This is a genomic window from Sulfurospirillum sp. E15m (assembly GCF_059415145.1).
Map to the genome: position 1 here is coordinate 57,114 of NZ_JCAHZS010000006.1, position 24,979 is coordinate 82,092.

26 protein-coding genes and 1 pseudogene are annotated in these 24,979 nt (G+C 32.8%); 21 read left to right on the top strand and 6 right to left on the bottom strand.

Annotation, left to right across the window (positions count from 1 at the left end; all coding sequences use genetic code 11):
• The first annotated feature begins 85 nt into the window (after positions 1 to 85).
• The 5 genes from AC5SLP_RS09070 (at position 86) to AC5SLP_RS09090 (ending at position 4,107) form a co-directional block, all read left to right on the top strand.
• Positions 86 to 1,351, top strand: coding sequence for a 3-isopropylmalate dehydratase large subunit (locus AC5SLP_RS09070; RefSeq protein WP_495254849.1), 1,266 nt, complete (start codon positions 86 to 88; stop codon positions 1,349 to 1,351).
• Positions 1,348 to 1,854 carry a 3-isopropylmalate dehydratase small subunit gene (locus AC5SLP_RS09075; protein ID WP_495254850.1) on the top strand — a complete coding sequence of 169 codons (507 nt, stop codon included), beginning with the start codon at positions 1,348 to 1,350 and terminating at the stop codon, positions 1,852 to 1,854. The genes AC5SLP_RS09070 and AC5SLP_RS09075 overlap by 4 nt, the downstream gene beginning before the upstream one ends.
• 114 nt (positions 1,855 to 1,968) lie before the next feature.
• Entirely contained in the window at positions 1,969 to 2,640 is a 672-nt protein-coding gene (locus AC5SLP_RS09080; RefSeq protein WP_495254851.1) for a hypothetical protein, read from the top strand.
• 10 nt (positions 2,641 to 2,650) lie between these two features.
• Positions 2,651 to 3,283 carry a tetratricopeptide repeat protein gene (locus AC5SLP_RS09085; RefSeq protein ID WP_495254852.1) on the top strand — a complete coding sequence of 211 codons (633 nt, stop codon included), beginning with the start codon at positions 2,651 to 2,653 and terminating at the stop codon, positions 3,281 to 3,283.
• A gap of 80 nt (positions 3,284 to 3,363) precedes the next feature.
• Positions 3,364 to 4,107, top strand: coding sequence for a phytanoyl-CoA dioxygenase family protein (locus AC5SLP_RS09090; RefSeq protein WP_495254853.1), 744 nt, complete (start codon positions 3,364 to 3,366; stop codon positions 4,105 to 4,107).
• A gap of 11 nt (positions 4,108 to 4,118) precedes the next feature.
• Here AC5SLP_RS09090 and AC5SLP_RS09095 read toward each other — a convergent pair whose 3' ends face one another.
• The gene (locus tag AC5SLP_RS09095; protein WP_495254854.1) at positions 4,119 to 4,832 is read right to left on the bottom strand and encodes an LrgB family protein; all 714 of its coding nucleotides are present in this window, start codon (positions 4,830 to 4,832) and stop codon (positions 4,119 to 4,121) included.
• Positions 4,829 to 5,245, bottom strand: a complete 417-nt coding sequence (locus AC5SLP_RS09100; RefSeq protein ID WP_495254855.1) for a CidA/LrgA family protein — start codon at positions 5,243 to 5,245, stop codon at positions 4,829 to 4,831. The genes AC5SLP_RS09095 and AC5SLP_RS09100 overlap by 4 nt, the downstream gene beginning before the upstream one ends.
• Before the next feature lie 252 nt (positions 5,246 to 5,497).
• On the opposite strand from AC5SLP_RS09100, the gene AC5SLP_RS09105 reads away from it, so the two are divergent.
• The 3 genes from AC5SLP_RS09105 to AC5SLP_RS09115 all read left to right on the top strand — a co-directional run bounded on the left by AC5SLP_RS09105 (position 5,498) and on the right by AC5SLP_RS09115 (position 7,156).
• Positions 5,498 to 6,103: a TetR/AcrR family transcriptional regulator C-terminal domain-containing protein gene (locus tag AC5SLP_RS09105; protein ID WP_495254856.1), complete on the top strand. Its 606-nt coding sequence runs from the start codon at positions 5,498 to 5,500 to the stop codon at positions 6,101 to 6,103.
• A gap of 146 nt (positions 6,104 to 6,249) precedes the next feature.
• Positions 6,250 to 6,636: an SRPBCC family protein gene (locus tag AC5SLP_RS09110; RefSeq protein WP_495254857.1), complete on the top strand. Its 387-nt coding sequence runs from the start codon at positions 6,250 to 6,252 to the stop codon at positions 6,634 to 6,636.
• Positions 6,623 to 7,156, top strand: coding sequence for a lipocalin family protein (locus AC5SLP_RS09115; RefSeq protein WP_495254858.1), 534 nt, complete (start codon positions 6,623 to 6,625; stop codon positions 7,154 to 7,156). The genes AC5SLP_RS09110 and AC5SLP_RS09115 overlap by 14 nt, the downstream gene beginning before the upstream one ends.
• A 339-nt stretch (positions 7,157 to 7,495) precedes the next feature.
• Here the strand turns inward: AC5SLP_RS09115 and AC5SLP_RS09120 are convergent, their stop codons facing one another.
• Both AC5SLP_RS09120 and AC5SLP_RS09125 read right to left on the bottom strand, forming a co-directional pair.
• Complete coding sequence (locus AC5SLP_RS09120) at positions 7,496 to 8,443, bottom strand: DUF2971 domain-containing protein (protein WP_495254859.1); 948 nt, start codon at positions 8,441 to 8,443, stop codon at positions 7,496 to 7,498.
• Complete coding sequence (locus AC5SLP_RS09125; protein ID WP_495254860.1) at positions 8,440 to 11,580, bottom strand: type ISP restriction/modification enzyme; 3,141 nt, start codon at positions 11,578 to 11,580, stop codon at positions 8,440 to 8,442. The genes AC5SLP_RS09120 and AC5SLP_RS09125 overlap by 4 nt, the downstream gene beginning before the upstream one ends.
• Before the next feature lie 225 nt (positions 11,581 to 11,805).
• Between AC5SLP_RS09125 and AC5SLP_RS09130 the strand changes: the two genes are divergently transcribed.
• From AC5SLP_RS09130 to AC5SLP_RS09140, 3 genes are all read left to right on the top strand, one after another.
• The gene (locus AC5SLP_RS09130; protein ID WP_495254861.1) at positions 11,806 to 12,918 is read left to right on the top strand and encodes a plasmid recombination protein; all 1,113 of its coding nucleotides are present in this window, start codon (positions 11,806 to 11,808) and stop codon (positions 12,916 to 12,918) included.
• A gap of 238 nt (positions 12,919 to 13,156) precedes the next feature.
• Entirely contained in the window at positions 13,157 to 13,423 is a 267-nt protein-coding gene (locus AC5SLP_RS09135) for a hypothetical protein (RefSeq protein WP_495254862.1), read from the top strand.
• Position 13,424: 1 nt separating this feature from the next.
• Positions 13,425 to 14,345 carry a toprim domain-containing protein gene (locus tag AC5SLP_RS09140; RefSeq protein ID WP_495254863.1) on the top strand — a complete coding sequence of 307 codons (921 nt, stop codon included), beginning with the start codon at positions 13,425 to 13,427 and terminating at the stop codon, positions 14,343 to 14,345.
• 535 nt (positions 14,346 to 14,880) lie between these two features.
• Here the strand turns inward: AC5SLP_RS09140 and AC5SLP_RS09145 are convergent.
• The gene (locus AC5SLP_RS09145) at positions 14,881 to 16,098 is read right to left on the bottom strand and encodes a tyrosine-type recombinase/integrase (RefSeq protein WP_495254864.1); all 1,218 of its coding nucleotides are present in this window, start codon (positions 16,096 to 16,098) and stop codon (positions 14,881 to 14,883) included.
• A gap of 665 nt (positions 16,099 to 16,763) precedes the next feature.
• Here AC5SLP_RS09145 and AC5SLP_RS09150 point away from each other — a divergent pair.
• The 5 genes from AC5SLP_RS09150 (at position 16,764) to AC5SLP_RS09170 (ending at position 21,210) form a co-directional block, all read left to right on the top strand.
• Positions 16,764 to 17,888 (top strand): tyrosine-type recombinase/integrase, encoded by a 1,125-nt coding sequence (locus tag AC5SLP_RS09150; RefSeq protein ID WP_316721385.1) that lies wholly within the window; start codon positions 16,764 to 16,766, stop codon positions 17,886 to 17,888.
• An 80-nt stretch (positions 17,889 to 17,968) separates the two neighbouring features.
• Positions 17,969 to 19,138 (top strand): hypothetical protein, encoded by a 1,170-nt coding sequence (locus AC5SLP_RS09155; RefSeq protein ID WP_316721384.1) that lies wholly within the window; start codon positions 17,969 to 17,971, stop codon positions 19,136 to 19,138.
• Positions 19,139 to 19,265: 127 nt separating this feature from the next.
• Positions 19,266 to 19,631, top strand: coding sequence for a hypothetical protein (locus AC5SLP_RS09160; protein ID WP_316721383.1), 366 nt, complete (start codon positions 19,266 to 19,268; stop codon positions 19,629 to 19,631).
• Positions 19,619 to 19,831, top strand: a complete 213-nt coding sequence (locus AC5SLP_RS09165; protein WP_316721382.1) for a helix-turn-helix transcriptional regulator — start codon at positions 19,619 to 19,621, stop codon at positions 19,829 to 19,831. The genes AC5SLP_RS09160 and AC5SLP_RS09165 overlap by 13 nt, the downstream gene beginning before the upstream one ends.
• Positions 19,828 to 21,210 (top strand): YfjI family protein, encoded by a 1,383-nt coding sequence (locus AC5SLP_RS09170; protein ID WP_316721381.1) that lies wholly within the window; start codon positions 19,828 to 19,830, stop codon positions 21,208 to 21,210. Before AC5SLP_RS09165 ends, AC5SLP_RS09170 begins: the two co-directional genes overlap by 4 nt.
• Here AC5SLP_RS09170 and AC5SLP_RS09175 read toward each other — a convergent pair.
• Positions 21,200 to 21,412, bottom strand: a complete 213-nt coding sequence (locus tag AC5SLP_RS09175) for a helix-turn-helix domain-containing protein (protein ID WP_495254865.1) — start codon at positions 21,410 to 21,412, stop codon at positions 21,200 to 21,202. The two genes, AC5SLP_RS09170 and AC5SLP_RS09175, sit on opposite strands and share 11 nt — an antisense overlap.
• Before the next feature lie 140 nt (positions 21,413 to 21,552).
• Between AC5SLP_RS09175 and AC5SLP_RS09180 the strand changes: the two genes are divergently transcribed.
• The 5 genes and pseudogenes from AC5SLP_RS09180 to AC5SLP_RS09200 all read left to right on the top strand — a co-directional run bounded on the left by AC5SLP_RS09180 (position 21,553) and on the right by AC5SLP_RS09200 (position 24,924).
• A complete protein-coding gene (locus tag AC5SLP_RS09180; protein WP_067172622.1) occupies positions 21,553 to 22,404 on the top strand; it encodes a DUF429 domain-containing protein in 852 nt (283 codons plus the stop codon).
• A 36-nt stretch (positions 22,405 to 22,440) separates the two neighbouring features.
• On the top strand, positions 22,441 to 23,328 hold the full coding sequence (locus AC5SLP_RS09185) for an HAD family hydrolase (protein WP_067172625.1): 888 nt from the start codon (positions 22,441 to 22,443) through the stop codon (positions 23,326 to 23,328).
• A 402-nt stretch (positions 23,329 to 23,730) separates the two neighbouring features.
• Positions 23,731 to 23,865, top strand: a pseudogene (locus tag AC5SLP_RS09190) (sigma factor-like helix-turn-helix DNA-binding protein); the annotation flags it as partial.
• 35 nt (positions 23,866 to 23,900) lie between these two features.
• The gene (locus tag AC5SLP_RS09195; protein WP_067172630.1) at positions 23,901 to 24,281 is read left to right on the top strand and encodes a hypothetical protein; all 381 of its coding nucleotides are present in this window, start codon (positions 23,901 to 23,903) and stop codon (positions 24,279 to 24,281) included.
• 31 nt (positions 24,282 to 24,312) lie between these two features.
• Positions 24,313 to 24,924: a hypothetical protein gene (locus tag AC5SLP_RS09200; protein WP_145973089.1), complete on the top strand. Its 612-nt coding sequence runs from the start codon at positions 24,313 to 24,315 to the stop codon at positions 24,922 to 24,924.
• Positions 24,925 to 24,979 lie beyond the last annotated feature (55 nt).

The following is a 24,979-nucleotide window of genomic DNA, read 5'->3' on the forward strand; positions in this document are numbered from 1 at the left end:
AAGCCTATCTTTTCAAGAAGAAAGGGATTATATTTACATAAGAGATACAAATTTTTACATGTAAAAAATAAGTGAAAGGAAAAAGATGCATGCTATCGAAAAATTATTAGCCAAAAAAGCTGGCAAACCACGCGTGACAACAGGTGAGATTATTAACTGCGATGTCGATATGGCAGGCATTAATGATCTCTACTTACAAACCATTCGTTCTTTTTTTGAGATGGGAGCTACCAAGGTGCATGACCCAAGCCGCGTGATTATGTTTTTGGACCATTATGCCCCTGCTTCGACAATTACGCAAGCTCAAAATCAGAAACAATTTCGTGAATTTTGTTGGGATCAAGGGATTGATTTATTGATGGATATTGACCAAGGCGTTTGCCATCAAGTCTTAGCCGATAAGGGATTGGCTTACCCTGGAGAAATTGTGGTTATCACCGATTCACATACGACCACACATGGCGCTTTTGGTGCTTTTGGAACGGGCGTAGGCGCCACGGACTTAGCCATTATTTTAGCCACTGGCAAGCTGTGGTTTAGGGTTCCTGAAATTATCAAAATCAATTTTGAAGGCAAACCGCCGCATGGGGTGTACGCAAAAGATATGATTTTGCATGCTATTGGGGAGTTGGGTGCAGATTTTGCAGTCTATAAAGCCGTTGAGTTTAGCGGCTCAAGCTTACAGTACCTTAGTATTTCTGAACGTATGGCACTGTGTAATATGAGCACAGAAATGGGAGCCAAAACGAGTTATATTCAACCTGATGCCATTACGATGGCTTTTTTGGATGCAAAAGTGACACGTCCGTATGAGATTTACGAGACCGATGCCGATTTTGCGTATGCCTCTGAAACGACGTTTGATGTGCGTAACCTCAAACCCCAACTCTCAGCCCCTTTTAGTGTCGATAATGTCTATGACATCAGCCAATTCATTGGTCGTCATATTGACCAAGCGTATCTGGGTTCGTGCACAGGAGGACGGTGCGAGGATATTGGTATAGCTGCTGGCATTTTAAAAGGCAAACATGTCGCGCCTCGTACGCGTTTTGTTATCGTCCCTGCCTCCAAAGGAGTCTTTTTAGAAGCGATGGAAAAAGGCTATGTCCAAACACTTGTAGAAGCAGGAGCGACGTTTGTAACACCTGGATGTGCGGCATGCCTTGGAACACATGAGGGAATGCTCGCTTCTGAAGAGACATGCATTACCACAACCAATCGTAACTTTCCTGGACGCATGGGGCATACTAAAGCAGAGATTTTTCTAGGTTCTCCTGCCGCGGTTGCCGCTGCGGCTTTAATAGGAGAAATCGTCGATCCTACCCCTTACATCGCAAAGGAGAACGCATGAAACAGCATCTTGAAGGCAAGGCTTTTGTCTTTGGCAATAATGTCGATACCGACCAGATTTATCCAGGGCGTTTTGTTGAATTCACGGATGTTGAGGACGTAGCAAAATATGCGATGCATGGAGCCGACCCCGATTTTGTTCATAAAGTAAGACCCGGTGATATGATGATTGGAGGAACCAATTTTGGATGCGGCAGTAGTCGAGAACACGCCGCGATTACCCTCAAAGCGGTTGGCATTGGTGCGATTATCGCCGAATCGTTTGCCCGCATTTTTTATCGCAATGCCATTAACTTGGGACTTCCTTTACTCATTTGCCCTTCTATCTCACAATTGATTCAAACAGGCGATACGCTTTATGTTGATATGCACAGTGGCGAAATTCGCAATCAAAGAGGCGTCATAGCCATCGCTCAACCACTCTCCGAGTATGTTTTAACCATCCTTGAAAGTGGCGGTATTAAATCTCTCATCAAAGCAGAGCTCCAAGCCAAGCACGTATAATACGTAAAAGTGGTCTTTTGACCACTTTTACATGTAAAAACCGACACACCTTCTTAAGCTTTAAGTTGAGGCGTTATACAATTAAATACATCGGTTGTGCAAAGGAGCGTTAAAATGCGTTATACCATACTTGGCATCGTGTTTTTTGTCCTGCTTTTAAGCGGTTGCACTAGCAAAGAAGATGAAAAACAGGCACAAAACAGTGTTGGAACCGTTGAAGTCAGTTACCAAAATGCGATTAAAGAGCTGATTTTACAAGGTAAAAATCCTGCCAAATCGTATCAAGAAGTCTCTTGGAAAAAATTGCAAAGCAGCGATAAAATTTCTGAACGACTTAAAAAAAGAGCTGTTTTTATCGCACATAGTTTTAAAGAAAAAAATATTTACGGTGGAACGATTAGCCGTGAAAATATCTACTTTATAGGTGATGGCAAACCGAGTCTTATTATTGACTTTGACGTCAAAACAGCCTTTGAAGAGTTTCTTGGTAATAAAGCGATACAAGCTATTTTTGCCCCTTCGATTTGGAATCTAGAATCTTTACATGTAAAGTACCAGCAAAGTGCCAACGACGCGCTTGCCAAAGAGGAAGTGAAAGATTTTATCTACTCAATCAAGCACTTTGCTAAAGAGGATCAAGACTATTTAGATCATGCTATTTCAACAGCTAATACACCGATGTCGATAGCCAAAAATGTCGCTCTGTTTATGAGTATGCGGCTGTTTCCAGAGTTGGTGGAAGAGTTGTTATTTGATGAAATTACCTATAAGGGTAAATATAAATAAGGAGTTGTTGATGAAACACTGGATGAAACGTATGCTTTTAGCTATTTTTCTTCTAGGAAATGCTCTACATGCCGATGCCTTGATGGATGGATTGGGTGCGTATGAAAAAGGCAACTACATTGCCGCGAGCCTTTTTTTTGAAGAAGCATGCACGAATGATAGCATGGAAGCATGCTATAACCTCGCCAATATGTACGATTCGGGCGTGGGTGTTTACAAAGACGACGTAAAAGCCGTTACGCTTTTTAATAAAGCCTGTGATGGTGGATTTGCCGACAGTTGCTACAACCTTGGCATGATGTACGAAAGCGGTGAAGGTGTGAACAAAGATGTCGTGAAAGCATTTACCCTCTACTACAAAACGTGCGAGCAAGGACATACGAGAGGCTGTTACAACACAGCACTCATGTATTATAAAGCAGAAGGCGTACAACGAGACTACGTTAAAGCGGCAGAATTGTTTCGTAAAACATGTGATCAAGGGTATGAAAAAAGTTGTTTTAATCTAGGCGTGATGTACCGTGAGGGTCAAGGCGTGGAAAAAGACGTGCAAAAAGCACTCGAATTATTTAAAAAAGCGTGCGAGCAAAACCTCTCGATTGCCTGTAAAAATTATGGCAAACTCAGAAGCGAGATGCAATAAAACAATCAGAGGGAACTTCCCTCTTTTCTTTAACAAAACGCATAGTAAAATACGTCCCATATTATTTTTAGAAGAAAACCATGCAATTAACACAAGCACAAATTAACACATTCCATAAAGACGGCTTTTTAGTCCTCAAAAACTTTGCCGATGCGCACCTGTGTGAAAAAATTTTAGAAAAAGCAAAAGAGCATTTAAGTGCCAAAATTGCTCCTATTGAAAGTGAGCAAGAGTACCTTCAAAGCAATGATACTCATGTGACCGTGCGAAGATTGAGACAAGTTTTTCACAGAGAGAGTCTTTTTCAAGAGTGGATGACGTATCCCAAAATTCGCCCTATTCTCAAAACACTTTTAAACGATACGCCCGTCCTTGTTCTTGCGCATCACAATTCCATTATGACGAAAATGCCCAAAGAGAGTTCACGAACATTTTGGCACCAAGATGCGCGGTATTGGCATTATGAAAACGATAATTTGATTTCTGTCTGGTTGGCATTGGGAGATGAGTATTTAGAAAACGGTCTTTTGGAGTTTATTCCTGGTTCGCATAAGCTTACGTTTGAAAAAGAACGCTTTGATGCACAGAGTAATTTTTTAGATGAGCACCCTAAAAACAAAGTGCTCATTCCAACCAAAGTCCACACGAATCTTTCACGTGGAGATGTTGTGCTGTTTCACTGTAAAACACTGCATCACGCCAACAAAAATATCACCGATGCGCCGAAAATATCGTTTGTCTACACGACAAAAGGGCTCCATACAAGCCCTCTTAAAAATTCGCGCAGTGACTTTGATGAAATCATTTTAGAGGATAAACAATAAGCCAAAGAACGTCATTGCACACAATAGACTAATAAAGGTGCCGCAAGAACATTCAAAATGCCACTAAACACCATAACAAGTCCCGCAATAGCGCCTAACTCACTGCTAATTTGATTTGCTTTTTGCGAACCGGCAACGTGTGCGCCCATACCAAAAAGAGACCCTCGCGCAAGGGATGAACGTAACGGTATCCAGTGCAACAGCAATTCACCAAAAGCGGCGCCAAAGATGCCTGTTAAAACAACAAAGACGGCTGTTAAATTAGGGACGCCTCCAATATCGCCTGAAACAACGATGGCAAACGGTGTACTGATGGAGCGAGGCAATAAGCTAAGACGCAAACTATCGTCCAATCCCATAGCGCTTGCAAGCATCCATGCCGAAAAAATAGCAACGCTACTTCCCACAACCACGCCTATTGTCAATGTGAACCAATACCGTTGAACAATTTTTCTTTGTTTATAAATCGGCACGGCAAAAGCAACTGTTGCAGGGCCTAAGAGCGTAATTAACCAGTGTGTTCCATTGATATAGATGTTATAGTTTGTGTGAAACACAATGATGCAAAGTATCACTAAAAGCGGTGTTATCACAATAGGCGCACTCCACCAGTGAGGGCATCGACGGTGAAATAATTTTGAAAAGAGGTACAGTGCAATGGTTGTTGCAGACCATAAAAGCATCGATTCGAGTGCGACAAGGGTCGCGTGGTTAAATTGTATCATGCGTGTTTCTCTTGTTTTAAACGTGATTCTAACTTATAACAAGCATCGACTGTGATAGCTGTGACAACCATGACAATCATGGTTCCAACCATAATGACCCCTATAATTTTAATCCCTAGCCATCCTAAAAACTGATGGTAATTTAAAACAGCAGGCACGGCAGGCACAAAAAAAAGCAGCATTTCTGCTAAAAACCATTCGGTTCCAAGTTGAAGGTCATGAGGATTTAATTTTTTGATAGCCAATAAAATCAGCACAATAAATAAACCAACAATACCACCAGGGATAGAACTCCCAGACAGATGCGACACGGTTTCACCTAACAGCCAAAATAAACTGATAAAAGCGATTTGTAATAAACGATTTTGACGGAGTTTCCGTCTATTAGTCAATAAAAGTTTATGAAAAAGCATGGGAATAGATCAGACCTTTAATAGTTAGAAATCGAGTGATTGAAGCTTCAGCAACAATCAAAAGGATAAGGGGATAAAGTACAGTTGTTTGCGTGTAATCGCAAATAACAAGCATGGAGTATTTGATAGCTCACGGTTCGTTCCTAAATTAATGCAATATAAACTGTACTGTACAGTACAGTTTATATTTTGGAAGTTTATCACAATTTGTGTTAAAATAATCCTTAATATCTTCTACCTAAAGAAAAATTTATGAAAAAGAAAACAGAAGCAAAACGACAAGCTATTGTCGATGCTGCAGCACAGACTTTTTTAGAGTTTGGGTTTGAACGAGCCTCTATGTCAAAAATTTGTTCAAGGGTCGGAGGGTCAAAAGCAACGATTTATAACTATTTTGCTTCAAAAGAAGAACTTTTTTCTGAGGTTATGTCTCTTTCCAATGAAACTGAATTTAAATTTGTTCACGAAGTCCTTGATCATCCTTCACAGGAGATCGAGCAAACTTTATATGAATTGGGGCAAAGATTGCTCCATTTTCTCTATTCCGCGCAATTTAGAGATTACAGGCGTCTTGCTATTGTTGAGTCGGGGCGCACGGATTTGGGAAAAATTTCATATGAGCGCGGCATCATTGTACGAAGCCAAATGAAAATAGCAGACTATTTTGCTAAAGCCATGCATACGGGTAAACTAAAAAAAGCAGTGCCACTTGTTGTCGCAAAACACTTTTATGGACTCTTGGAAGCTGAACTTATTTTACAATTTTTGTGGCTCATCAATGAAAAGACTTCGGAAGAAGAGATAAAAAATATCGTCAAACGTGCGGTTGATGTCTTTATGGCAGCGTATCGCCAATAAAGAGAAAGTAGTTTTACAAGAATGCTCCTTCTTTTTTTAAGATTGAGTATAATCAAGGTATGAAAACACATACCCTTCACTATTCATGTACTCTTGAAGCTTCATCCTACGAGGTATGCCACTTTCACATGGATACTCACAATCTCATGAAAATTACACCTCCATGGATAACGGTTTCAATCCAACACATTGACCAACCTATAATCAAGGGTAGTTGCGTCATTTTAGATATTAAACGGTTTGGTATTAAAACCCAGTGGAAAATGCAGATAGAACAGCTTGATTGCCCACATAATGTTACAGATAAAATGATGTCTGGACCGTTTAATTTTTTTAGGCATGAACGCAAATTTACATCTTTAGCTGAGACAAAAACGCTGATGGAAGAGACGATTACATTGGCATTACCATTTGGATGCCTTGGCAATTTGGCATTTCCTTTGATACGGCGCGATATGGATGCGATGTTCGCATACCGCCATCAAGCGACCCAAAATTATTTTCATAAAAGGTCTTTGGATGTCTCGTCTTAAAACATCTCTTTTAACGTGGATTGTTTTGTGCGGTATTTTTATTATTTCAGGGTGTTCACAAAAATCCAGTATAGCTCTTCCTGTGGTCGAAAAAGTTGAAGTGGCTCGTTATATGGGAAGATGGATTGAAATTGCCCGTTACGAAAATCGTTTCGAAAAGGGTTGTTTGGGTGCTACTGCTGATTATAGTATCAAAAAAGACACGATTGATGTGCTTAACCAATGTTACGATGACAAGGCAACACTTATCAATCAAGCTCATGGACATGCCTATGCCACAGATGCTTCCAATGCAAAACTTAGAGTAAGTTTTTTCTGGCCGTTTTATGGCGATTATCAGATTATTATGCTTGCAGATGATTACCGATTTAGTGTTGTTGGCGAGCCTAGTAGGAATTATTTATGGATATTGTCACGTACACAAGAGCTTGCAGAAAAAGATAAGCAATGGATTTTACAAAAACTTCCTGCATTTGGATACGATGCAACAAAACTTTACTGGACACCAATTCGCCCCTAAAAAAATACTCAGAAGAAATTTATTCATGTTAAATAAAGAACAGAGTCCTTTTTTGTCAGTATACGTAGAATCATAAAATTATTTTTGGAGATTATGGAGTAGGATTTGCTAGATTTATGGCAGAGAGGAAGGGAAAATTTGCCATTTTTTATTATATCCACAAAATCCCTTAAGTAGGGAATTTGCTAACATTTTATTCCTTTTTTAGTTAAATTATAACATAAAAATGTTGGACAAAAGTTGGACACTTTTTTATGTTATTGGAATTATTACAATCTAATATAAACTTTTGAGAGGATTATTTTTAAAGAAGATGCTTTTGAGGTGAAATCTATAAAATTATTTTTTATGTAATCCATTAAATTTTAAAGTATAGTGGTTGGTATCTATTTTTGTTTTAAATCTCTCAAAGTAACCTGTTTTTTGAGGAAAATCATAATTTTTTATACTTGTTAATTCTCTCTTATTGCCATAAGCAATAGAGCAAATAGAAGAGCTTGATACTTTAAATAAATATAGAATATTTGGATTATCTTTTGCTAAATCTGCTAATAAACTTCCATAAACAATTCTATTGCTTTCATCTTCTATTCTTTCCAAAAAGATATGTAATTTATTTTTATCTTTTTCAAGGTATTTTGCCATATCCTCTTCTAGTAAACTTTTATTATTAAGCATATCATTTACCCATTTGATATTTTTATATTTATTAATATCATCTAAAATTACTTTATCTGCTTGTTCTAGCCTTAATGTTATTCTATGTTCTTTTTCATAAATCCATTCATCACTTTTTTGTTGAAATATTTCAAACAAAATTCTCTCTTCTCTTTCAACACATACATTACTATAATCCCTATCAAATTTATCTATTTTATACAAGGGTTGCTTTCTGTATTTTATAGGTAAACATTTTCCTAAATACATACAATAATCAATAAAAGAAGAATCTTGTGGTTTGATTAAATTTTCAAAAATTGTTTCATTTGAGATATGAAATCCTATTAAAGCTCCTTTGTGTTCATTAGCATAATGAGCCCACATTAAAAGGTTATCTTTTGTCTCTGAAAAACAAATCACTCCAATTTTATATTTGTGTTTTTCTATATAGTCTATGATTTTTTCACCATTCATATCATCATTAAAAAAACTTGCAAGTTCTCTTAACCCTTTTTTGTCATAATTTGCTTCAAAAGGGTCATTTAAGGCACTTAATTGAGTAGCTCTTATATAACCATCTTCTAAGATAAAATCAGGATTGCTAACATATTTAAAAAGCATCATCATACTTTCAAAACTCCATCTATTTCTTGCATGATTTCATTTGTTTTATAAAGTGCATTTATGATTTTATTGTAGTGTTTGAGGTCATTTCTAGTTAATTCTCTACCTCCTCTATCTTTTAGCCATTTTTGAGCAGGTTGGTAGCCTCCTATATAAAATTCCCATGCTATAAGTGGGATATTTATGATGGATACCTCTTTGTTGATATTGAGAGTTATCATGCCATTTTCAATGATAGTGTCATTTTTATTGAGCTTATTTGATATGATTAGGGCTGCTTCACCTTTAATGTCTATAATCCTATCATTAAGGCTTTCATCTTCCATTAGGTGCAAGGCTCTTAATCTTCCACCCAAGGATACCAATTGCCAAAAAGTTTTAATATCTGGATAAGGCACTCTTGGAAAATCTATCTTTAAAAATTCTTTGTATGTTTCCCTATAATTTGGAGAGTGTAGGATGGCATAAATATAATCTAAAATATCAATAGGGGCAAAAGTAGAAGTATTATCTTCTTTTTCATTTACAAATTTTAAATTTAATTTTTCTTCTATTTCTTTTACTATTTCTAGGTTTAAATTTGGTGTTCTTTCTATTTCTAGTGAATCATCATTTGGATATAAATATAATGGAAAAATTGGAGCACTTCCAAATTTTTTGGCACTTGCGGTTAAATTAGAATCTGTGGCAAATTTTGAAATAAAAACATGATGAAAATTTTCTAGCACCTGCCTTGGAACCAATAAGGCTATATTTTCATGGAACATATGCCTCATGGTATCAATGGCTGGTCTTCTTTGTAATTTTGTGTCATAGTAACAAGATAATATATCAAAAGGTCTATAATGTATTTGCTTAAAGTTATTTTCATCAAAATTTGCACTACTAAACTTATCAAGAAATTTAAAACTTGATGTGTTGTTAATATTGTATTCAATAATAGTTTTTAGTTTATTTGCAAATAAACTAAAAATTGAAGTGCTATGTGTATTCCTACACAAAGAGTAAAACAATTCATCTTTACCAGTTTCTATACCATTATTAAATTGTTTAAATAACTTATTGGTACTAAAACCTTTTTTATACTTTTTTTCATCATCAAAATTTTTTGGCACAAAAAAACTGTATGGTTCTTTATAGTCTAACTTATTCCACTGAATAGAGTTGAGTGAATTGTTCATTAAATAGTGATATTTAAAATCTCTTTTCCCATATAAATCATAATGATAAACTTCTGCTAATTTTTTAGATTTTGATTTCTTTTTTATAAAAATATTGATACTTACACCCTGCATAATATCAAAAACATTTTCATCTTTACTACCATCTGGACTTACTTCTTTTTTCTTGCTATTTCCATGTAAATCTAAAATATAAATGGTATCAAAACACTCTAAAAGTGATTTTCTCATTTGCCTATGGGTAATTCCATCAATAAAAGAGTTGTTTGAGATATAGGCTAAGATTCCCTCACCATTTTTTTCTATGTAGTGTTGTCCATACCTTATAAACTTTATATAATCATCAGAGAGAGGTTGTATATTTTTTTCATTCAAGTCTTTTTTATAATCTTGCAAGAGTTTAGCTATCCATTCCCCTTTATTACTAGAACTTATTGCATAAGGTGGATTGCCCATGACTACCATAACTGGGGTCTCTTTTTTCACTCTATCTGCTTCTTTACTTTCATTTGCTAAATATGAAGCAAAAAGGCTCCCAGTGTCCTCATGGTGCTCTTCTAATGAGTTAGTCAAAAAGACATTAAATCTTTTTTGGCTTATTGGTTGATAGCCTGTTTCCATTAAAAGCAAATCCAGTTTTAAATGAGCCATTGCATAACTTGCCATCAAAAGTTCAAAACCATTTAGTCTTGGGATAAGGTGTTCTTCTACATAAGAACTCCATGAACCTCCCCAAAAATCTTTTTTGATAAGCTTGATAGTTTCAGCTAAAAAAGTGCCTGTCCCTGTTGCAGGGTCTAAAATTTGCACTTTATGAGCTTCTATTTCTTTTTGTTTTCTTTGCCCTTGCTTGTTGTAGCCAGCATTTAAATCATCAATTTTGATTTTGACTTTTGTCTCATCACTCAAACCATCTGCAAGACCAAATTCTGTTTTTAAAACTTCATCACATGCCCTAACAATAAAATTGACTACTGCTTCTGGTGTGTACCAAACACCTCTACTTTTTCTCAAAGATGGATTGTACTCAGCTAAAAAAGTTTCATAAAAATGAATTATTGGGTCATCCATGCCTGTTTTTTGACTAAAACCATCTAAAATTTTTCTAATGTCTGTTGCTAGAAAAATCTCTGCTAGTGAATCAATAATCCAAATAAGCCTATCATCACATTCAGCCCCAGAAACATAGTTAAATAAACCTCTTAAAAATGGATTTGATTTAGGGATAAGGAAAACTGCCTCTTGTCTTGAGAAGTTTTCAAGAGTCAGGTCATGAAGTCTTGCTGCAAACATTCCATAAGCTATGGTTTGAGCATAAATATCTGCAAAACTTTGTGGAGTTATATCATGTATGAGTGAAGCTTTAAAAATTTCTAATTGATTTCTCAAACTGTTATTTGCATCACTTTGTTCATCACTTACAATAGCATTTTCAATGATATTTTCAAGAAGTCTAGCCTTACCTGCCATCATTTTAGCTAGTTTGCTAGGGCTAGTTATGGTTTGAGATACAAAGGTGGTAAAACTCTTGATGTTGTCTATAAATAACTTACCATTTTCTTCAATAGCAATGATATTTTCATTTTCAATTTTTGCTATGGGGATTTTGATAGTTAATTCACCATTTTTATAAAACCAAAAATCCATGTAATCAGTAATGATTAAGTTATCAAGTGCATTTTTATATCTAGTGAATTGCTCTTCATAATCTTTGCTATTAAGTGGCTTATCTATGTCTTTAGCTTCAATATACCCAATAGGAATATCTTTTCTTGTAATACTATAATCAGGAGCACCAACATCTCTAATTCTTGCAGGCTCATTGGTGACTACTATGTCTTTGTCATTGATAATAACATTTAAAAGGTGTTGTAAATCACCTCTATAACTATGTTCTCTTGCATTACCTGTTTGATAGAGCCTGTTGATGTTTTGGATGTAATCATTGAGTATTTGCATAAATGTATCTTTAAAATGGTTTTTTTGATTTTATCAAAAATAATATTTTAAAAGGTTGTCAAGAGCATTTTTTGCATCTAAAAGGGGTTAAGGGGATGTTTCCCCTTACTCACCACTACTTGTAGTGATTTAGTGGGCTAAATCACCCTTAATTTTAAAATCAATAAACTCTCAAATTAAAAATAAAACTACTAATTACTCATATATCATTTTAAGGATTGAAATATGAGTAACTACATTTCATTGAATGCAAAATACTACAAAAATGCTGACTACAAACACATATATGAGCATGATTTTAGATTATCAAATGTGACATATAAGCTTCAAAATTCAAACTATAAAAATTTTAATTATGAATTTGCAAGTTTTGAAAATTTAAGTAGCCAAAAAGCCCAAATTTTGGCTAAAAAAGGCACAAAGGAGCAAAGTAAAGAAAATACTATTATTGAATTTGTTTGTGCATTAAGTAGAGAGCAAACAGAAAAGATTTTAGCTGAAAAAGATGGATATAAAAAACTAGAAAATGCCCTAAAAACAACAATGGAAAAAATATCAGAAAGATATGGCTTTACCAATATTTTTTATAGTTTTCATGCTGATGAGGGGTATAAAAATGGAAAAGATAATGTACATAATTTTCACGCTCATTTGTGTTTTTACAATTTTAATTTTATAAAAGGAAAAAGTGTGTTAAGAAACATAAAAAAAGATGAGTGGGGGAAAATGCAAGATTTAGCTGCTAAATGTTTTCAAGACAGTGGATTAGACTTTATAAGGGGTGAAAAGAAAGAAACCAAAGAAAAGGACCATTTGGAAAGAAAATTGTACATAGGGGCTAAAAAAGAAGCAATTAAGGATGTCAATACATATCTTGAAAAAAGTGTCAACAATATTTTTGAAAATAGTACAGAAAAAGGCATTTTTAGCAATAAAATCAATGAAACACTTTTAAAACAAAATATTAAAAAGGAAGTGTTTAAAGCCCTAAAATTTGACATTATGCCACCCAAAGACAAAGAAAAAATCAAAAAATATGATGAGTTAAAACTGCAAAAAGATTTACTTCAAAAAGAAAATATTGAGTTATTAGAAATTAAAAAAATCTCTCTTGAGTTAATCAATAAATTTGAAAATGATGCTATGGTTGAAGAAAATGAAAATTTGAAAAAAGACCTGCAAAGGGCAGAAAAAGCAAATGATGTACTACAAGAAAAAATACATCAATTAAAACAAGAAATTACAAATTTAGATAAAAAAATTTCTGAAAAAAATACAATTATTACAAATCTCAACAATCAATTCACTTCTCAAAAAACTAAAAATATTGATAGATAAAATAACTCCAAAAGATGTGATAGTATCAGACAAATTTGAGTTATTTGTTCTAAACTATTGCATCAATCTTATGGGGGATTTTATCCTTTCCCCTTTGGGAAAAGGCAATAGGGAAAAAAAGGCAAGTGGAGGGGATGTTTTTATTATATGCAAAAAAATTTCAAAAATAAAATGAAAAAACTTAAAAAAATATTAAAAAGTCCTATAATTATAGTATATATATTTTAAAGGAGTAAGAATGATTTTAGTATTATTTTTCAAATTATTGCATGATGAAGAATTTATAACTTATTTAAAAATTCAAAAAGAGTTGCTTGAAATGAATGAAGAAACAAACAGAATTATTTTACAAAATCTTCTAAAAAATTTTTTAGAAAAACAAGAAAAAGTTAGTGCAGAAATAAGAGAGCAATTTTTGAGAGAAGTTATTATATTTATTAAGCATATTCAAAAACAAGAAGAGTTATTAAATACTCAAAACTTCAATCAAATAGGAAAATTGTGAGATGAAAAAGGAAATTGATTTATTCAAAGAAAATATATCTTTAGTGGATTTTATTGAATATTTTGGTGGTGTTATCAACAGACATAAATCAACAAGAAATTCATTTTTGATGGATTTTCATGATACAAAATTGGTTGTGAAGAGAAATGACAATGGGCATTATATTTATTTTGATTTACTAAATACTGCAAATAATGGCACAATCATTGATTTTTACCAAAAAGTTGTGAAAAAAGATGCTGATTTCAAAAGTACAGTTATAGGCATTAGAAAGTATTTTAAAAATGGTTATATACTAAATGAAAACCTTGAAATTAGCTCTGGAGTGGATGAGGCATTTGAATATACAAGAATCACAAAAAAACTTGATAATTTAGACTTCCAAAATATAGAATCTATAAGAAAAATATCTCTTGAAACTTTGAAAGAATTTGAAGATGTCATTCTAAAAGATACTAAAGAAAATTTGTGTTTTCCTCACAAAGAATATTATTTTGATGAAAATGGGAAATTCAAATTTAATTTATCTGGCTATGAAATTAAAAATTTGAAGACAAATTTTAAAGGGCAACAAGGCAAAAAAGGGCTTTGGGGTCAAAAAATAGGTAATTCACAAGATATTTATATTTTTGAAAGTGCATTTGATGCTATGGCCTTTAGAGAATTACATAAAAAAGATGGATTTTATATCTCACTAGGTGGTTCAGTTGCTCCAAAACAAATTGAATATCTAAAAGCTGTTATCATGAGTGCAAAATCTCAAAACATCAATTTTTGTTTAGACAAAGATAATGCTGGCAATAAAATGACAGAAGATATTATCAATGACCTAAAATCTTTAAACAAAAACATCCAAAAAGTGCTTCCAAAAACAAAAGACTTCAATGAAGATTTAAAAGAGACAAAGAAAGGTGTGTTTTAGAGCATTTTTTGCCACTTTTTACAAGGTTTGTTAGAAAATCCCACCAAAAGTACAGTTTTCAAAAATAACTAGCTAAAAATGCCATTTTTTGAGTTGTGTGTGTTGGGAGGTCTTCTTCTCCCTTTGTTATATAATATATAGCAGATTCTACTTTTTATAAGATAAGAGCTTATTGCCTTTCTGGGAATTTGTTAACTTTTACTATGTAAAGAGTTAACAAATTGTGTTGCAAATTTAGAATACTAACATATTCTAAATTTACAACTTAGTAGTTAATAAAGAGCTTTTTCTTTATAAGTTTGCTAACTCTATTAATAACTACTTGCCAATAACTACTTTTCCCTATTGCCTTTTTCTCTTGGGAAAAAGGATAAAAGGGTATCCCTTTTTTATAATATATATATAGGGGAAAAATTTCTCAAATTAGCCTAAGTTTAAAAATGGCTCTAATTCTATGGTTTTTTTCAAATCCCTATATTTAGTGGAATTTTCTAAAATGATGCCATTTGAGAGCCAAATAATGCTCAAATTTTACTCATTTTAATTCAAATTGTTCAATAAGTTCTTGATAAAGTTCAAAATCAATTTTTTTTGCATAAATTTTTAGGGTTAATTTGTCCTCATCTGGGATAGAGTGTCCCACCATCATTTGTACAAGTACCTTCTTAGTAATATCTTTGTTAATAAGTTTTTCCATGAAAGTGCCTCTAATAGTGTGGAAAGTCTGTTTTTCTTTTAACTTTATTCCCAATCTTTTTAATATTTTATTGGCATTTTTAGTGTGATAATTTATTATTTCTTTTTCTTCTTTTTCATTTGAATATTTTACTTTTAATTTATCTATTAAGTCTGTAAAATCTTTCTTTTTCAAAATGGAATGAATTGGTACTGTTCTATTGCCATTCTCTGTTTTTGCATCTTTAACAATAAATCTATCTGTTTCTACATTCTCTTTTTTTAGTTTGAGAATTTCACTTATTCTGCAACCACTATAAATAGCAATTTTGAATAAATTGTAGTAGTTAAATGTTTTTTGTCTTTGCTTATTATAAGAATAAAATTTGTCTTTATCTATTTCTAAAATTTTTAAAAGTTGTTCATCTGAAAAGTTGTCTTTTTCAACTTTTTCTTCTTTGAATTGTTTGATATTTTTTAAAAAATTCTTGTTTAAAAGTTCTCTATCTTCACCAAATTTAAAAAAACTTGAAAGTGTTTGAATGTGATTATTTAAAGTAACTTTACTTAATAGTTTCCCCTTGCTTTCACTTTCTGTATTTTGCAAATAGATTTTTAAATCATCTTGATTTTTGTAATTCAACTCATTTAAATTTTTATTTTCAAAAAATTTTTTTGTAAAATTAAAAGTACCTTGATAGCTTTGATAACTTTCAATCCCAATGTCATTATCTGCTTTTTTCTTTTCTAAGAATTCATTGTAAAGTTCTTCAAATGTAATTTTATTAGTGCTAATTTGTGGTGTTTGTTGTCTTTGCAATGTTTTTACAATTTCAAGAATTTGATTATCTTTATTTTCTTGTAAATCTTTTATTTTTTGTTCTATTTCTTGTTTTTCTTTTTCTCTTAGTTTATCTTTTGCAATTTCATCTCTAAATAAATATTCATAAAATTCTTGTGAATTTTCAACTTTAATTCTTTCTTCATAATCTTCAGGTGTAAGTTCAAACATTGGTTTAATTTGACCACTAATAAATCTTTTTATTAAATCCTCTTCTAATTCTTCTTCTTTTTTCATATTATTTAAATTCTTTAAAATTTTATTTCTAAGCATTATACAATATTCTAAGTTATCACTTTTTAGAGAAATTTTCAAAGGAATGTTGTGAATTCTTTTGGAAAAATAATAAACATTATTTCTTTTATAAAGGTATTTTGTGTTGTGTTGGACAGGTGTTGGACAAAAAGTTGGACACTTTAAATTATTAAAATCTGAAATCTCTTGAAAGTGGCTATTTATGGGGGTTTGAGGATATACTGGCAGAGAGGAAGGGATTCGAACCCTCGGTGAGTTGCCCCACACACGCGTTCCAGGCGCGTGGCTGTTATCTTAATCAAATTATTCCAAACCTCGATAAAGACGTATTTTGCGTGAGATTGATTGTATTGCATAATCTCCTCGTGCTAACCTACTGATAACAAAATATTTTCCAAACCTATATCAAAATACCTCTTCGTTAAGATGTTAAGACATTAAGACGTAGGACTACTCAAAATAAAATGACAATAATCAATAATAAATCAATTTTAATTATATAAGAGCATTACATAGTAGACAACAAGTTTATTGATAGCGTCTTAACATCTTAATGTCTTAATGAAGATATTTGGCATCTAAATCCATTAAATAGATAAATAACCCCATTTATATAAATATATAAATTGAATTCTAGGGGTAATCAGGTGTCAATTAAACGAGAGAGAATTGCAGAAGGAATTTATAAAAGGGTTGATACCAAGGGAATATTAACGTATTATATTTCATATAAAGACCAGTTTGGAAAGTTGATTTGGGAAAAAGTTGGCAAAAAGTCAGATGGGATAACTCCACAATACAGCAAGCAATTACGAAGTGAAAGAATTATTCAAATCAAGCATGGCGAAACAATCAAACCAAAGATTGAACGTCCAGTCACTTTTGATGAAATAGCAAATGATTTTATTGAAAATAGCAAGTTGAGCTATAAAGATAAACGAGGTAGTGAGCAACGCTATGAAGACCATATAAAGCCTTATATTGGACATAAAGCATTAGATACTATTTCCAAACAAGATATTGAAGTTATTGTGAAAGCAATGCTATCAAGAGGGCTTACTCCTGGCACAGTTGATCGTTCAAGACAAACTATATCCGCGATGTTTAACTTGGCAAAATACAATGAAAAGTGTAAATATAATCCTGCTAGTTTAGATAGAAATGATACCGTTTCAATCATGCGCAGAAATAAGCGAAATATCAACAATAACCGCGAGCGATTTTTAACAAGAGAAGAAGCAAAACTTCTTTTAGACCATTTAGAAAAAAGAAGTTATAGAACTTACTTAATGGCATTAATTGCTTTATTGACGGGTGCAAGGGCTGGTGAAATCTTGTCAATACAATTTAAAGATATTGACTATACACATGGATTCATCACATTGCCAGAAACTAAAAATGGAACCAGTCGAAAAATAAATATGGTGGAAACTATTCAGAAATATCTATTAGCTATGCCTCAAGGAAAGCCGAATGATTATATATTTCAAACGGAATTTAAGACAAAACTATTAGATGTCCCCGACCTATTTTCAAGAGTTGCAAACAAATTATTTAATGTTGGATTAGATGTTGCAGACTCAAAACATAGAGTTGTCTTTCATACATTACGACATACTTTCGCAAGTTGGTTAGCAATAGATGGTGTTCCTATTTACACAATAAAAGACCTTATGGGGCATAAAGATATTACACAAACAATGAGGTATGCAAAATTAAGTCCTGATATTGGTACAAATGCAGTACGAAATTTGGAGAAAAAATTATTTTAGTGATAAGTATGTGATTGTAAAGTCCTCCTTTGAGTAGTAAATTAAAACTTTAATTTATGAAGATAGTGATGGAGAGATTCATGCGGTATGATGAATTGCGCAAACTAAGAAAAAAATTGAGTAAATTACCTTACCATGAAGAGACAAATTCAATAATTAATACCATAGATAAAGTTGATTTATCCGAGGATGAACAAAACGAAGTTCTCCTATTTATCAAAAATCGCATCCCTCAAATACTCACTGCAAATGATGATAAATTGAATATATTGAACAATTTATTGTGGGAATTTTTGCTAATTGATAAGAATGCTTCAGCTGAGCTAAAACTCACAATAGAAAAAAATAATGGATCAAGATTTAGGCAAGTTACAATAGATTGTAATCTTTGTTGCATAGAATCTTTTGAAAAAAGGATAAAAGAGAATGGCAAATTTGAGAATTTAGAAGAATATGCTGATGAAATGTACAAAAAATATGGTGTAGATGTTATTGAATACTGTGAATATGATAGTTTGGTTCAAATGATAAAAGAAAAAGATATGAAATACATTGAAAAGTGTCAAGAAGAAAATCCAGGAGATTATCTTAAAAAAATGGAGTGTATAGAAGAAGGAAATTTCAATAGCTTTTTTAAGCGAAAACTTATATACAAGAATTATACAGATCGCCCATTGCTGGCTATGTTATCGCAAAGATCGCTTTACATTGAATTAAATCCACTAGAATTACCAGACAATATTAATAAACTTATCGACGCTCTTTTAAAAGACGAATTAGTGAAAAATCGTATTGCGTCAATGTGTGACTTGACAAAGCATTATAAAGAAAACGCCTTGAATGAAATTTATAAAGAAGAGTTGATCGATTTAAGCCGAGACAAATTTATGTCACATTTTAAAGATATACAAAAAATACTTGAGAGAAGAACTGTTGTTCTTGAGATATTTCAATGTTTACTTTGCTATCTATTGATGCACCAATATGGTATTACTACGTATATAAAAGCCGTACATGCCATGGATTATTTGATGATGAAATTGTATATTGAAGATGCTACGTTCTTTGGTGCTGAGGATGCTACGTTCTTTGATGATGATAAAGATGATAAAGATATTACGATTAATGATGATGAGAAATTTTCTTTAAAAAATTTAAATAAAGTCTTGATTCATAGTGAATCGAGGATAGCAGCAAGGAGAAAGTTAGCAAAAACGATTAAAACAACACTTAATTTAGACAAAATGTAATTATAAAATACTTACAATATTTATTTCTCAAGTCAAAACATGTCATGAATTCACATATTTCAGGCATCTATTTTCTTCTTAGCAATAATTATATGATTCCCTTTATTAACAAAATAAAGGAGTTACAATGTTATTTGAAACAGCTACATGTAAGTTCAATATTATTGAAGCACGATATGTTGAACTTACTCAAAAAGCCACACACCACAAAGAAACAATTTTGCTGAAAGATCTGATTGGTCTTATAAAAAATAGGCAAGAGAAAGGGCAAGCAGAAACTCTGTCCGAAAATGGCAAAAAATTCATTTTCAATAGCTCATATCATCTAAGAAGCGATCAAAATCAAATTAATACGTATCTAACTAACTCAAAAGATAAAGAACTTTTAGCGTTGCTTGAGCAAGCTTTAATTGGTCATGGTGTTTGTCAAAATAGTCACATGGCAGAAAAAGTCTCAAGAGTATCGAATGAGGATTTACCATGGAATGTGTAAAACGATATTTATCGCCAAAGGAAGCCTCTCAATATGTAGGTGTGACAGAATCTACTTTACAAAAATGGAGAACCATAGGAATCAATTTAGAGTTTTGTAAACTAGGAGATGCTCATAGTTCGCGTATTGTTTATGATATTCACGATCTTGACAAATATATTGCATCAAAAAAAGTGAAAATTTTTAGAGGTTTACGATGAATAATAAGCCAAACTTTTCATATTTTATAGACGCATTACTCCGTGAATCGTCAAAGCATATTGATGTTGCAGAGCCTATAATCATATCAACGGCATTATCTTTTATGAGTTCAGTCATTGGTTCACGTGTTTATACCATGGATGGTGCAACCAATAAGCTAGGACTTAATGTGTGGACGTTAATTGTCGCACCAAGTACGATTAGTTCAAAGAGTACAACAATTAAATTTCTAAGAAAAATAATTATTGAAAAAGTTGAAAAGAAATTACTCGAAATGACTATAGAAGCTAAAAATAAGTCTCAAACGAAAGAAACAAAAATAGCTTCCAACAGATTTGTCCTTGGTGCAGGTTCTTCTTTTCAAGGAATGATAAAATTTTTAGAAAATTCAAATCATGGTGCGCTACTCCTTATTGATGAAGCATCAGAATTTTTGACAAAATTAAATAAAAATCAGGAAACAAAAGCCTCAATAACAGCTTTGTATGACTGTGAACCATATTCAAAAGATATTGTTGGTGTTCATGGAATGGGTGAAAGTATTGTTATTTTAAACCCATTTCTTTCGATTATTGCCGCTACTAATGAAGAGTGGTTTCGTTCAGATGTTAAGATATCAGACTTTCTTAGTGGTTTTCTAAATAGGTTCAATATCATAAAAATACCACTTGAAAGTCTGACGCCTTTACAAGCTTTTCATTATGATTATTCTTTAGATCCCAGTATTTTTCAAAATATATCTCTTGAAGTACTGAACCAATTGGATGTAGATTTTAAATCATTTCATACATTTGATCCAAAGGAATGTTGCATTAGTGACGATGCAAAAAATGTTTACAAGTCTTGGTTTAATATGAAGTCAGTTGAAATGCTTGAAAATGCAAAATTATGCTCGGGTCAAGGCTTATCTGCAAGCGTCATGCGTCAAGCAACTAGTGCCATTAAGTATGCAGTAATTTGTCAGATATACGATTGTGCGTTTAAACAAAAAAAATTTGATTTTATACTAAACAAAACATACATGGAAATTGGAATAAAGCTTGCCGATTATTTTATAAACTCTTTGCATAACACGTTTAATGAAGAGACGCTTCAAAATACAAGTAATAGTTTCAAAATGGGATCATTCAAGAATTTTCATGAACAATTAGCAGAAAAAGTACACACATATCTAGCAAAATCACATGAACCAAAAACGAAAAGCGATCTAACAAATGCTATTAGAGGCTTAACGGCAAGTAATTTTGAACAAGTTATGGCGTATGCGCAATATGTTGAAGTAAAGAAGAATAAAAGATGTAGTGTATATTCAATTGTAAGTGAAAAAAAAGGTTTGTTTGTGGAATCATCAATTTGGGATGATGAAACTATAAGCTAGAAGGAATTAAATCTTTAATATCTATATTTAGAGCTTTCGCGATCATAAGCAGATGGGCAAAACTGTAATTATGCCCATCTTTTCTTAGCTCAATGCGCGCTATAAAAGATGTGGAGCTTTGATCTAAAATATTAGCCAGTGCCAACTGACTTATCTTCTTATCTTTGCGAAAAAGCTTTATTTTATCAGTTAAACTATCCATATATTGCTTGTATTCGTCAGAATTCTTAAAATTATTCATAAAACATTTTATTGCAAGAATAAACTCAAAACAATCATATATATGTGATTAAACTTAAGTTGCAGAATGTTATCATCGTCCAAAAAAGGATGGTGATAATTATGAAAGTTATAGGTATCGACCCTGCTCCTTCTAAAAAAACTGTTATTTATAATGATATTGATGGATTCACTGAAATAGAAGCTGATAAGTTAAAAAAGTATCTTGATGATGAATTTAAAAATTCAGAAGAAGATATATTAATATGCTGGGATGCGCCTTTAACAGGAGGAAAGCCAATTAATTTTAATCAGAAAATAGAAAAATATAACCCGTTCTATCAAAGAAAAATAGAACAGTTGATTAATGCCACCGTTCAAGTTAAAGGGATATCCACTATGGGCTATGCTGGGTGTCCTCATTGGTCAATTACTCAATATTGCTTAGGGCTTCCACAAATATTTCAGCCAGAGGTTCCTCAATCTAATTTGCCATTTCAGCTTATCACCGAACAGCTTACGATAAAGCAGAAAAAATCTCTAAAAGGCAAATATGTTATTGAAGTTCACCCTGCCCTTGCTTTATGGCTTTGGTTAAAAGAAAACAATAAAGCTAAAACGGAATTTGACTGGGATTATAAAGAAAATAAAGAAACATTCAATATATTGGTTAGACAATTACTTGACAAGTTCGAAAAACCACAAGCTGTAACGGAATCCACAAATCAGGCAAATGCAAAATATAAAGTTGAAGTTACTGTAATTAAAGATGAAAACGAATCTGTAAAAGAAAAAACGATGACTGATGACCATCTTGATGCTTATATCGCATGGTTATTAGGAACTTTATGGTTAAAAATAGAAAATGAAGTATTGTTAGTAGGCAATAAAAATACGGGCGCAATGCTACTACCTACCGACAAGAAAGAAGAAGTTAGTAAAAAATGGCAATCCGAGTTAGAAGAATATAAATAAAAATTAACACTAACTTTAAATATACATGAGGTCAAAATGTCCAACATTATAGCTATCATATTTGATTTTGATATTACGCTGTCCCCAAAGTTCCAGCAAGAAGTTATCTTTGATGATTGGGGTGTCGAGGCAAAAATATTTTGGGAAGAAAGTGCCCAAAAGATTGCTCAAGGGTATGATATGGAGCATGCTTATTTAAAAACTTTCATTGATTATGGGAAACGAGACCCAAAGTATGCACTTAATAATCAAACGCTATACAAATACGGTAAAAAAGTCAATCTTTACGATGGCTTGAGCCGAAGAAATGGCAGTCATTCTATCTTTGATGATTTGCAGATGATTGTTGAGCAAGAAGAGCACAAAGAAAAGAACATCAAGTTAGAGTATTACTGCATTAGTGGTGGCATTACCGAGATGATTCAAGGTGCTTTTGATGAACACAATTTGAGTGACCACTTTAAAGAGATATTTGCATGTTCCCTTGATGAAGATGAGCATGGAAAGTTGGCATATATCAAAGAGACTGTTGGTCATACCATCAAGACACAAAAGCTTTACATGATCGCAAAGGGTGTTTCACCTAAAAGAGGGGATAACCCATCTAAGGTTAATGAAGTGAGCAAAAATCTTCGTATTCCTTTTGAAAATATGATCTTCCTTGGAGATGGACAAACCGATATACCTGCTTTTTCCCTTATCAATAAAAGTGGTGGAACATCTATAGCGGTTTACCGTGAAATCAAACGCGCTGATGGCACGATAGATGAACAAGCAACCATGAAACCATACAACGAAGGGTATCATTTGGCGATAGAATCTAAAAGAGCAGAACAACTTCTTCCAGCGGATTACTCAGCAGGGAAACCACTCAAAATGGCTCTCTTGAGCTATGTAGAGAAAATGGCTAAAAGGATAAATTGAAGACAAAAGTCATCTTTCTCTCGTAAAATAATTAATCTCAAATTCCTTCATAATAGGAAAAGCTACTCAAAATAATGGGTAGCTTTGTTACATTTTTCATTAAAAAATCAAAAAATCACCTTTTACTATTAACAAAATCACATCTTGGCTTTTTATATATATGTATAGAAATCAATTTCTATGCCCAGAATCTAAATGAAGGACAATACTATGCCGTTTAAAATTTTAGAGCAAGAGTTAATCAAAGAAATCAAACATATTCAACAGCTCTTTAGAAAAGAAGCAATGGGTGAAATTTCAATTGATACGCTAGCTAAAAATGAACTTGTAGAAATCGAAGCAACTTTACAGAATCGACTAGAAGAATTAAAAAGATCCTCTTCAAATGCATGCATCGTTGGAGATTTTACATTAGAAGAAATTGCTAAAACGATGGGTATAACACGTGAAAGAGTACGCCAGATTGAAACATCTGCTATTAAAAAGATTAAAAATCCAAAAATAGGTAGAAAACTCAAAACTTATTTAGAGATATAGCAATTTTTCATAAAACAGAAATCACGGAGAGCACCATGCCATTGCAAATTTTTGAGCAGGCGTTATTCAAAGAAATTATGCATATTAACGGTCTTATAGGGAAAAGACTAATAGGTGAAATTTCAATTGAGGATAAAGCTAGAAATGAGCTTTTAGAGATAAGAATAACTTTGCAAAAGCAAATGAAAAAATCAAAAAGATATTCAGAAAATATGCGATCAGAAGGTGATTTTACACGAGAGGAAATGGTTAAAATACTGAAAATCATGAGAGAAATAATATGCACAATTGAAATATCGTCAATCAAACAAATCATAGAGGGGACAACACGCTACACAGATTACTCTAAAGCTAGCGGTAAAACTATGAAACACCTAAAAAGAAATAAGGTATGGATACCATACTCAGAAGATTAAAAATTTTTGATTAAAGCTTGGGAGAAAAAGTATGCACGAACTAATAGAACAAATTAATTTCAAGCTTGAACAGCATGCAGTTTCAACGGTGCTAAAACAACTCGGTTATCATGTGATTTCAAAAGGAATATCCAAGTTGAATTCGTTGTTGAGATGTAGCACACTGCAAACCTGGCTCGCCTCAGCACATTATGATTATGTACATACAAACAGAACATTTCTTGTGGTACTATGTGAGATTTTATCGATTGAAAAGCACTATTATGAGCCTTTATTAAATGCCATACAACAGTTAGAAGCTATGAAAACACCCTATCTCTTCATGGAGACGTACTTTAAAAGGGTGAATGAACCACTCTTTGTATTGGCATTAATGGATGCAAAGCGTCGTATGATGTTGCCCAAAGAAGCTTTTCTCAATCAATCGAAAGAAAGTATTGAAGCCTATGTGGCACACCATATCAAAGAGCATTATGCGATGACACAAGGCTATCTTGCAATGTGGGGGAAAATTCATCTTTATATCCTTTTCCATCCCGATGGGAAAAAGCATATTTTCAATATCCATGGAAACTTATTGGCAGTGGAAACATACAGTGAAGAAAGCGAAGCATTTTTGAGACTTCATAACTACACTTTCTAACTATTTTAGTGTAGTACAATCACACTTTAAGCCATTTTTGACTAAAATCGCCTTC

Coding starts and splice junctions, on each gene's coding strand:
- AC5SLP_RS09185 (WP_067172625.1), top strand. CDS start 22,441: ATGTCCAACATTATAGCTATCATATTTGATTTTGATATTACGCTGTCC.
- AC5SLP_RS09085 (WP_495254852.1), top strand. CDS start 2,651: ATGAAACACTGGATGAAACGTATGCTTTTAGCTATTTTTCTTCTAGGA.
- AC5SLP_RS09145 (WP_495254864.1), bottom strand. CDS start 16,098: ATGAAAAAAGAAGAAGAATTAGAAGAGGATTTAATAAAAAGATTTATT.
- AC5SLP_RS09120 (WP_495254859.1), bottom strand. CDS start 8,443: ATGATGATGCTTTTTAAATATGTTAGCAATCCTGATTTTATCTTAGAA.
- AC5SLP_RS09100 (WP_495254855.1), bottom strand. CDS start 5,245: ATGCTTTTTCATAAACTTTTATTGACTAATAGACGGAAACTCCGTCAA.
- AC5SLP_RS09075 (WP_495254850.1), top strand. CDS start 1,348: ATGAAACAGCATCTTGAAGGCAAGGCTTTTGTCTTTGGCAATAATGTC.
- AC5SLP_RS09105 (WP_495254856.1), top strand. CDS start 5,498: ATGAAAAAGAAAACAGAAGCAAAACGACAAGCTATTGTCGATGCTGCA.
- AC5SLP_RS09140 (WP_495254863.1), top strand. CDS start 13,425: ATGAAAAAGGAAATTGATTTATTCAAAGAAAATATATCTTTAGTGGAT.
- AC5SLP_RS09175 (WP_495254865.1), bottom strand. CDS start 21,412: ATGGATAGTTTAACTGATAAAATAAAGCTTTTTCGCAAAGATAAGAAG.
- AC5SLP_RS09095 (WP_495254854.1), bottom strand. CDS start 4,832: ATGATACAATTTAACCACGCGACCCTTGTCGCACTCGAATCGATGCTT.
- AC5SLP_RS09200 (WP_145973089.1), top strand. CDS start 24,313: ATGCACGAACTAATAGAACAAATTAATTTCAAGCTTGAACAGCATGCA.
- AC5SLP_RS09195 (WP_067172630.1), top strand. CDS start 23,901: ATGCCATTGCAAATTTTTGAGCAGGCGTTATTCAAAGAAATTATGCAT.
- AC5SLP_RS09130 (WP_495254861.1), top strand. CDS start 11,806: ATGAGTAACTACATTTCATTGAATGCAAAATACTACAAAAATGCTGAC.
- AC5SLP_RS09125 (WP_495254860.1), bottom strand. CDS start 11,580: ATGCAAATACTCAATGATTACATCCAAAACATCAACAGGCTCTATCAA.
- AC5SLP_RS09165 (WP_316721382.1), top strand. CDS start 19,619: ATGGAATGTGTAAAACGATATTTATCGCCAAAGGAAGCCTCTCAATAT.
- AC5SLP_RS09090 (WP_495254853.1), top strand. CDS start 3,364: ATGCAATTAACACAAGCACAAATTAACACATTCCATAAAGACGGCTTT.
- AC5SLP_RS09115 (WP_495254858.1), top strand. CDS start 6,623: ATGTCTCGTCTTAAAACATCTCTTTTAACGTGGATTGTTTTGTGCGGT.
- AC5SLP_RS09180 (WP_067172622.1), top strand. CDS start 21,553: ATGAAAGTTATAGGTATCGACCCTGCTCCTTCTAAAAAAACTGTTATT.
- AC5SLP_RS09080 (WP_495254851.1), top strand. CDS start 1,969: ATGCGTTATACCATACTTGGCATCGTGTTTTTTGTCCTGCTTTTAAGC.
- AC5SLP_RS09170 (WP_316721381.1), top strand. CDS start 19,828: ATGAATAATAAGCCAAACTTTTCATATTTTATAGACGCATTACTCCGT.
- AC5SLP_RS09155 (WP_316721384.1), top strand. CDS start 17,969: ATGCGGTATGATGAATTGCGCAAACTAAGAAAAAAATTGAGTAAATTA.
- AC5SLP_RS09160 (WP_316721383.1), top strand. CDS start 19,266: ATGTTATTTGAAACAGCTACATGTAAGTTCAATATTATTGAAGCACGA.
- AC5SLP_RS09070 (WP_495254849.1), top strand. CDS start 86: ATGCATGCTATCGAAAAATTATTAGCCAAAAAAGCTGGCAAACCACGC.
- AC5SLP_RS09135 (WP_495254862.1), top strand. CDS start 13,157: ATGATTTTAGTATTATTTTTCAAATTATTGCATGATGAAGAATTTATA.
- AC5SLP_RS09110 (WP_495254857.1), top strand. CDS start 6,250: ATGAAAATTACACCTCCATGGATAACGGTTTCAATCCAACACATTGAC.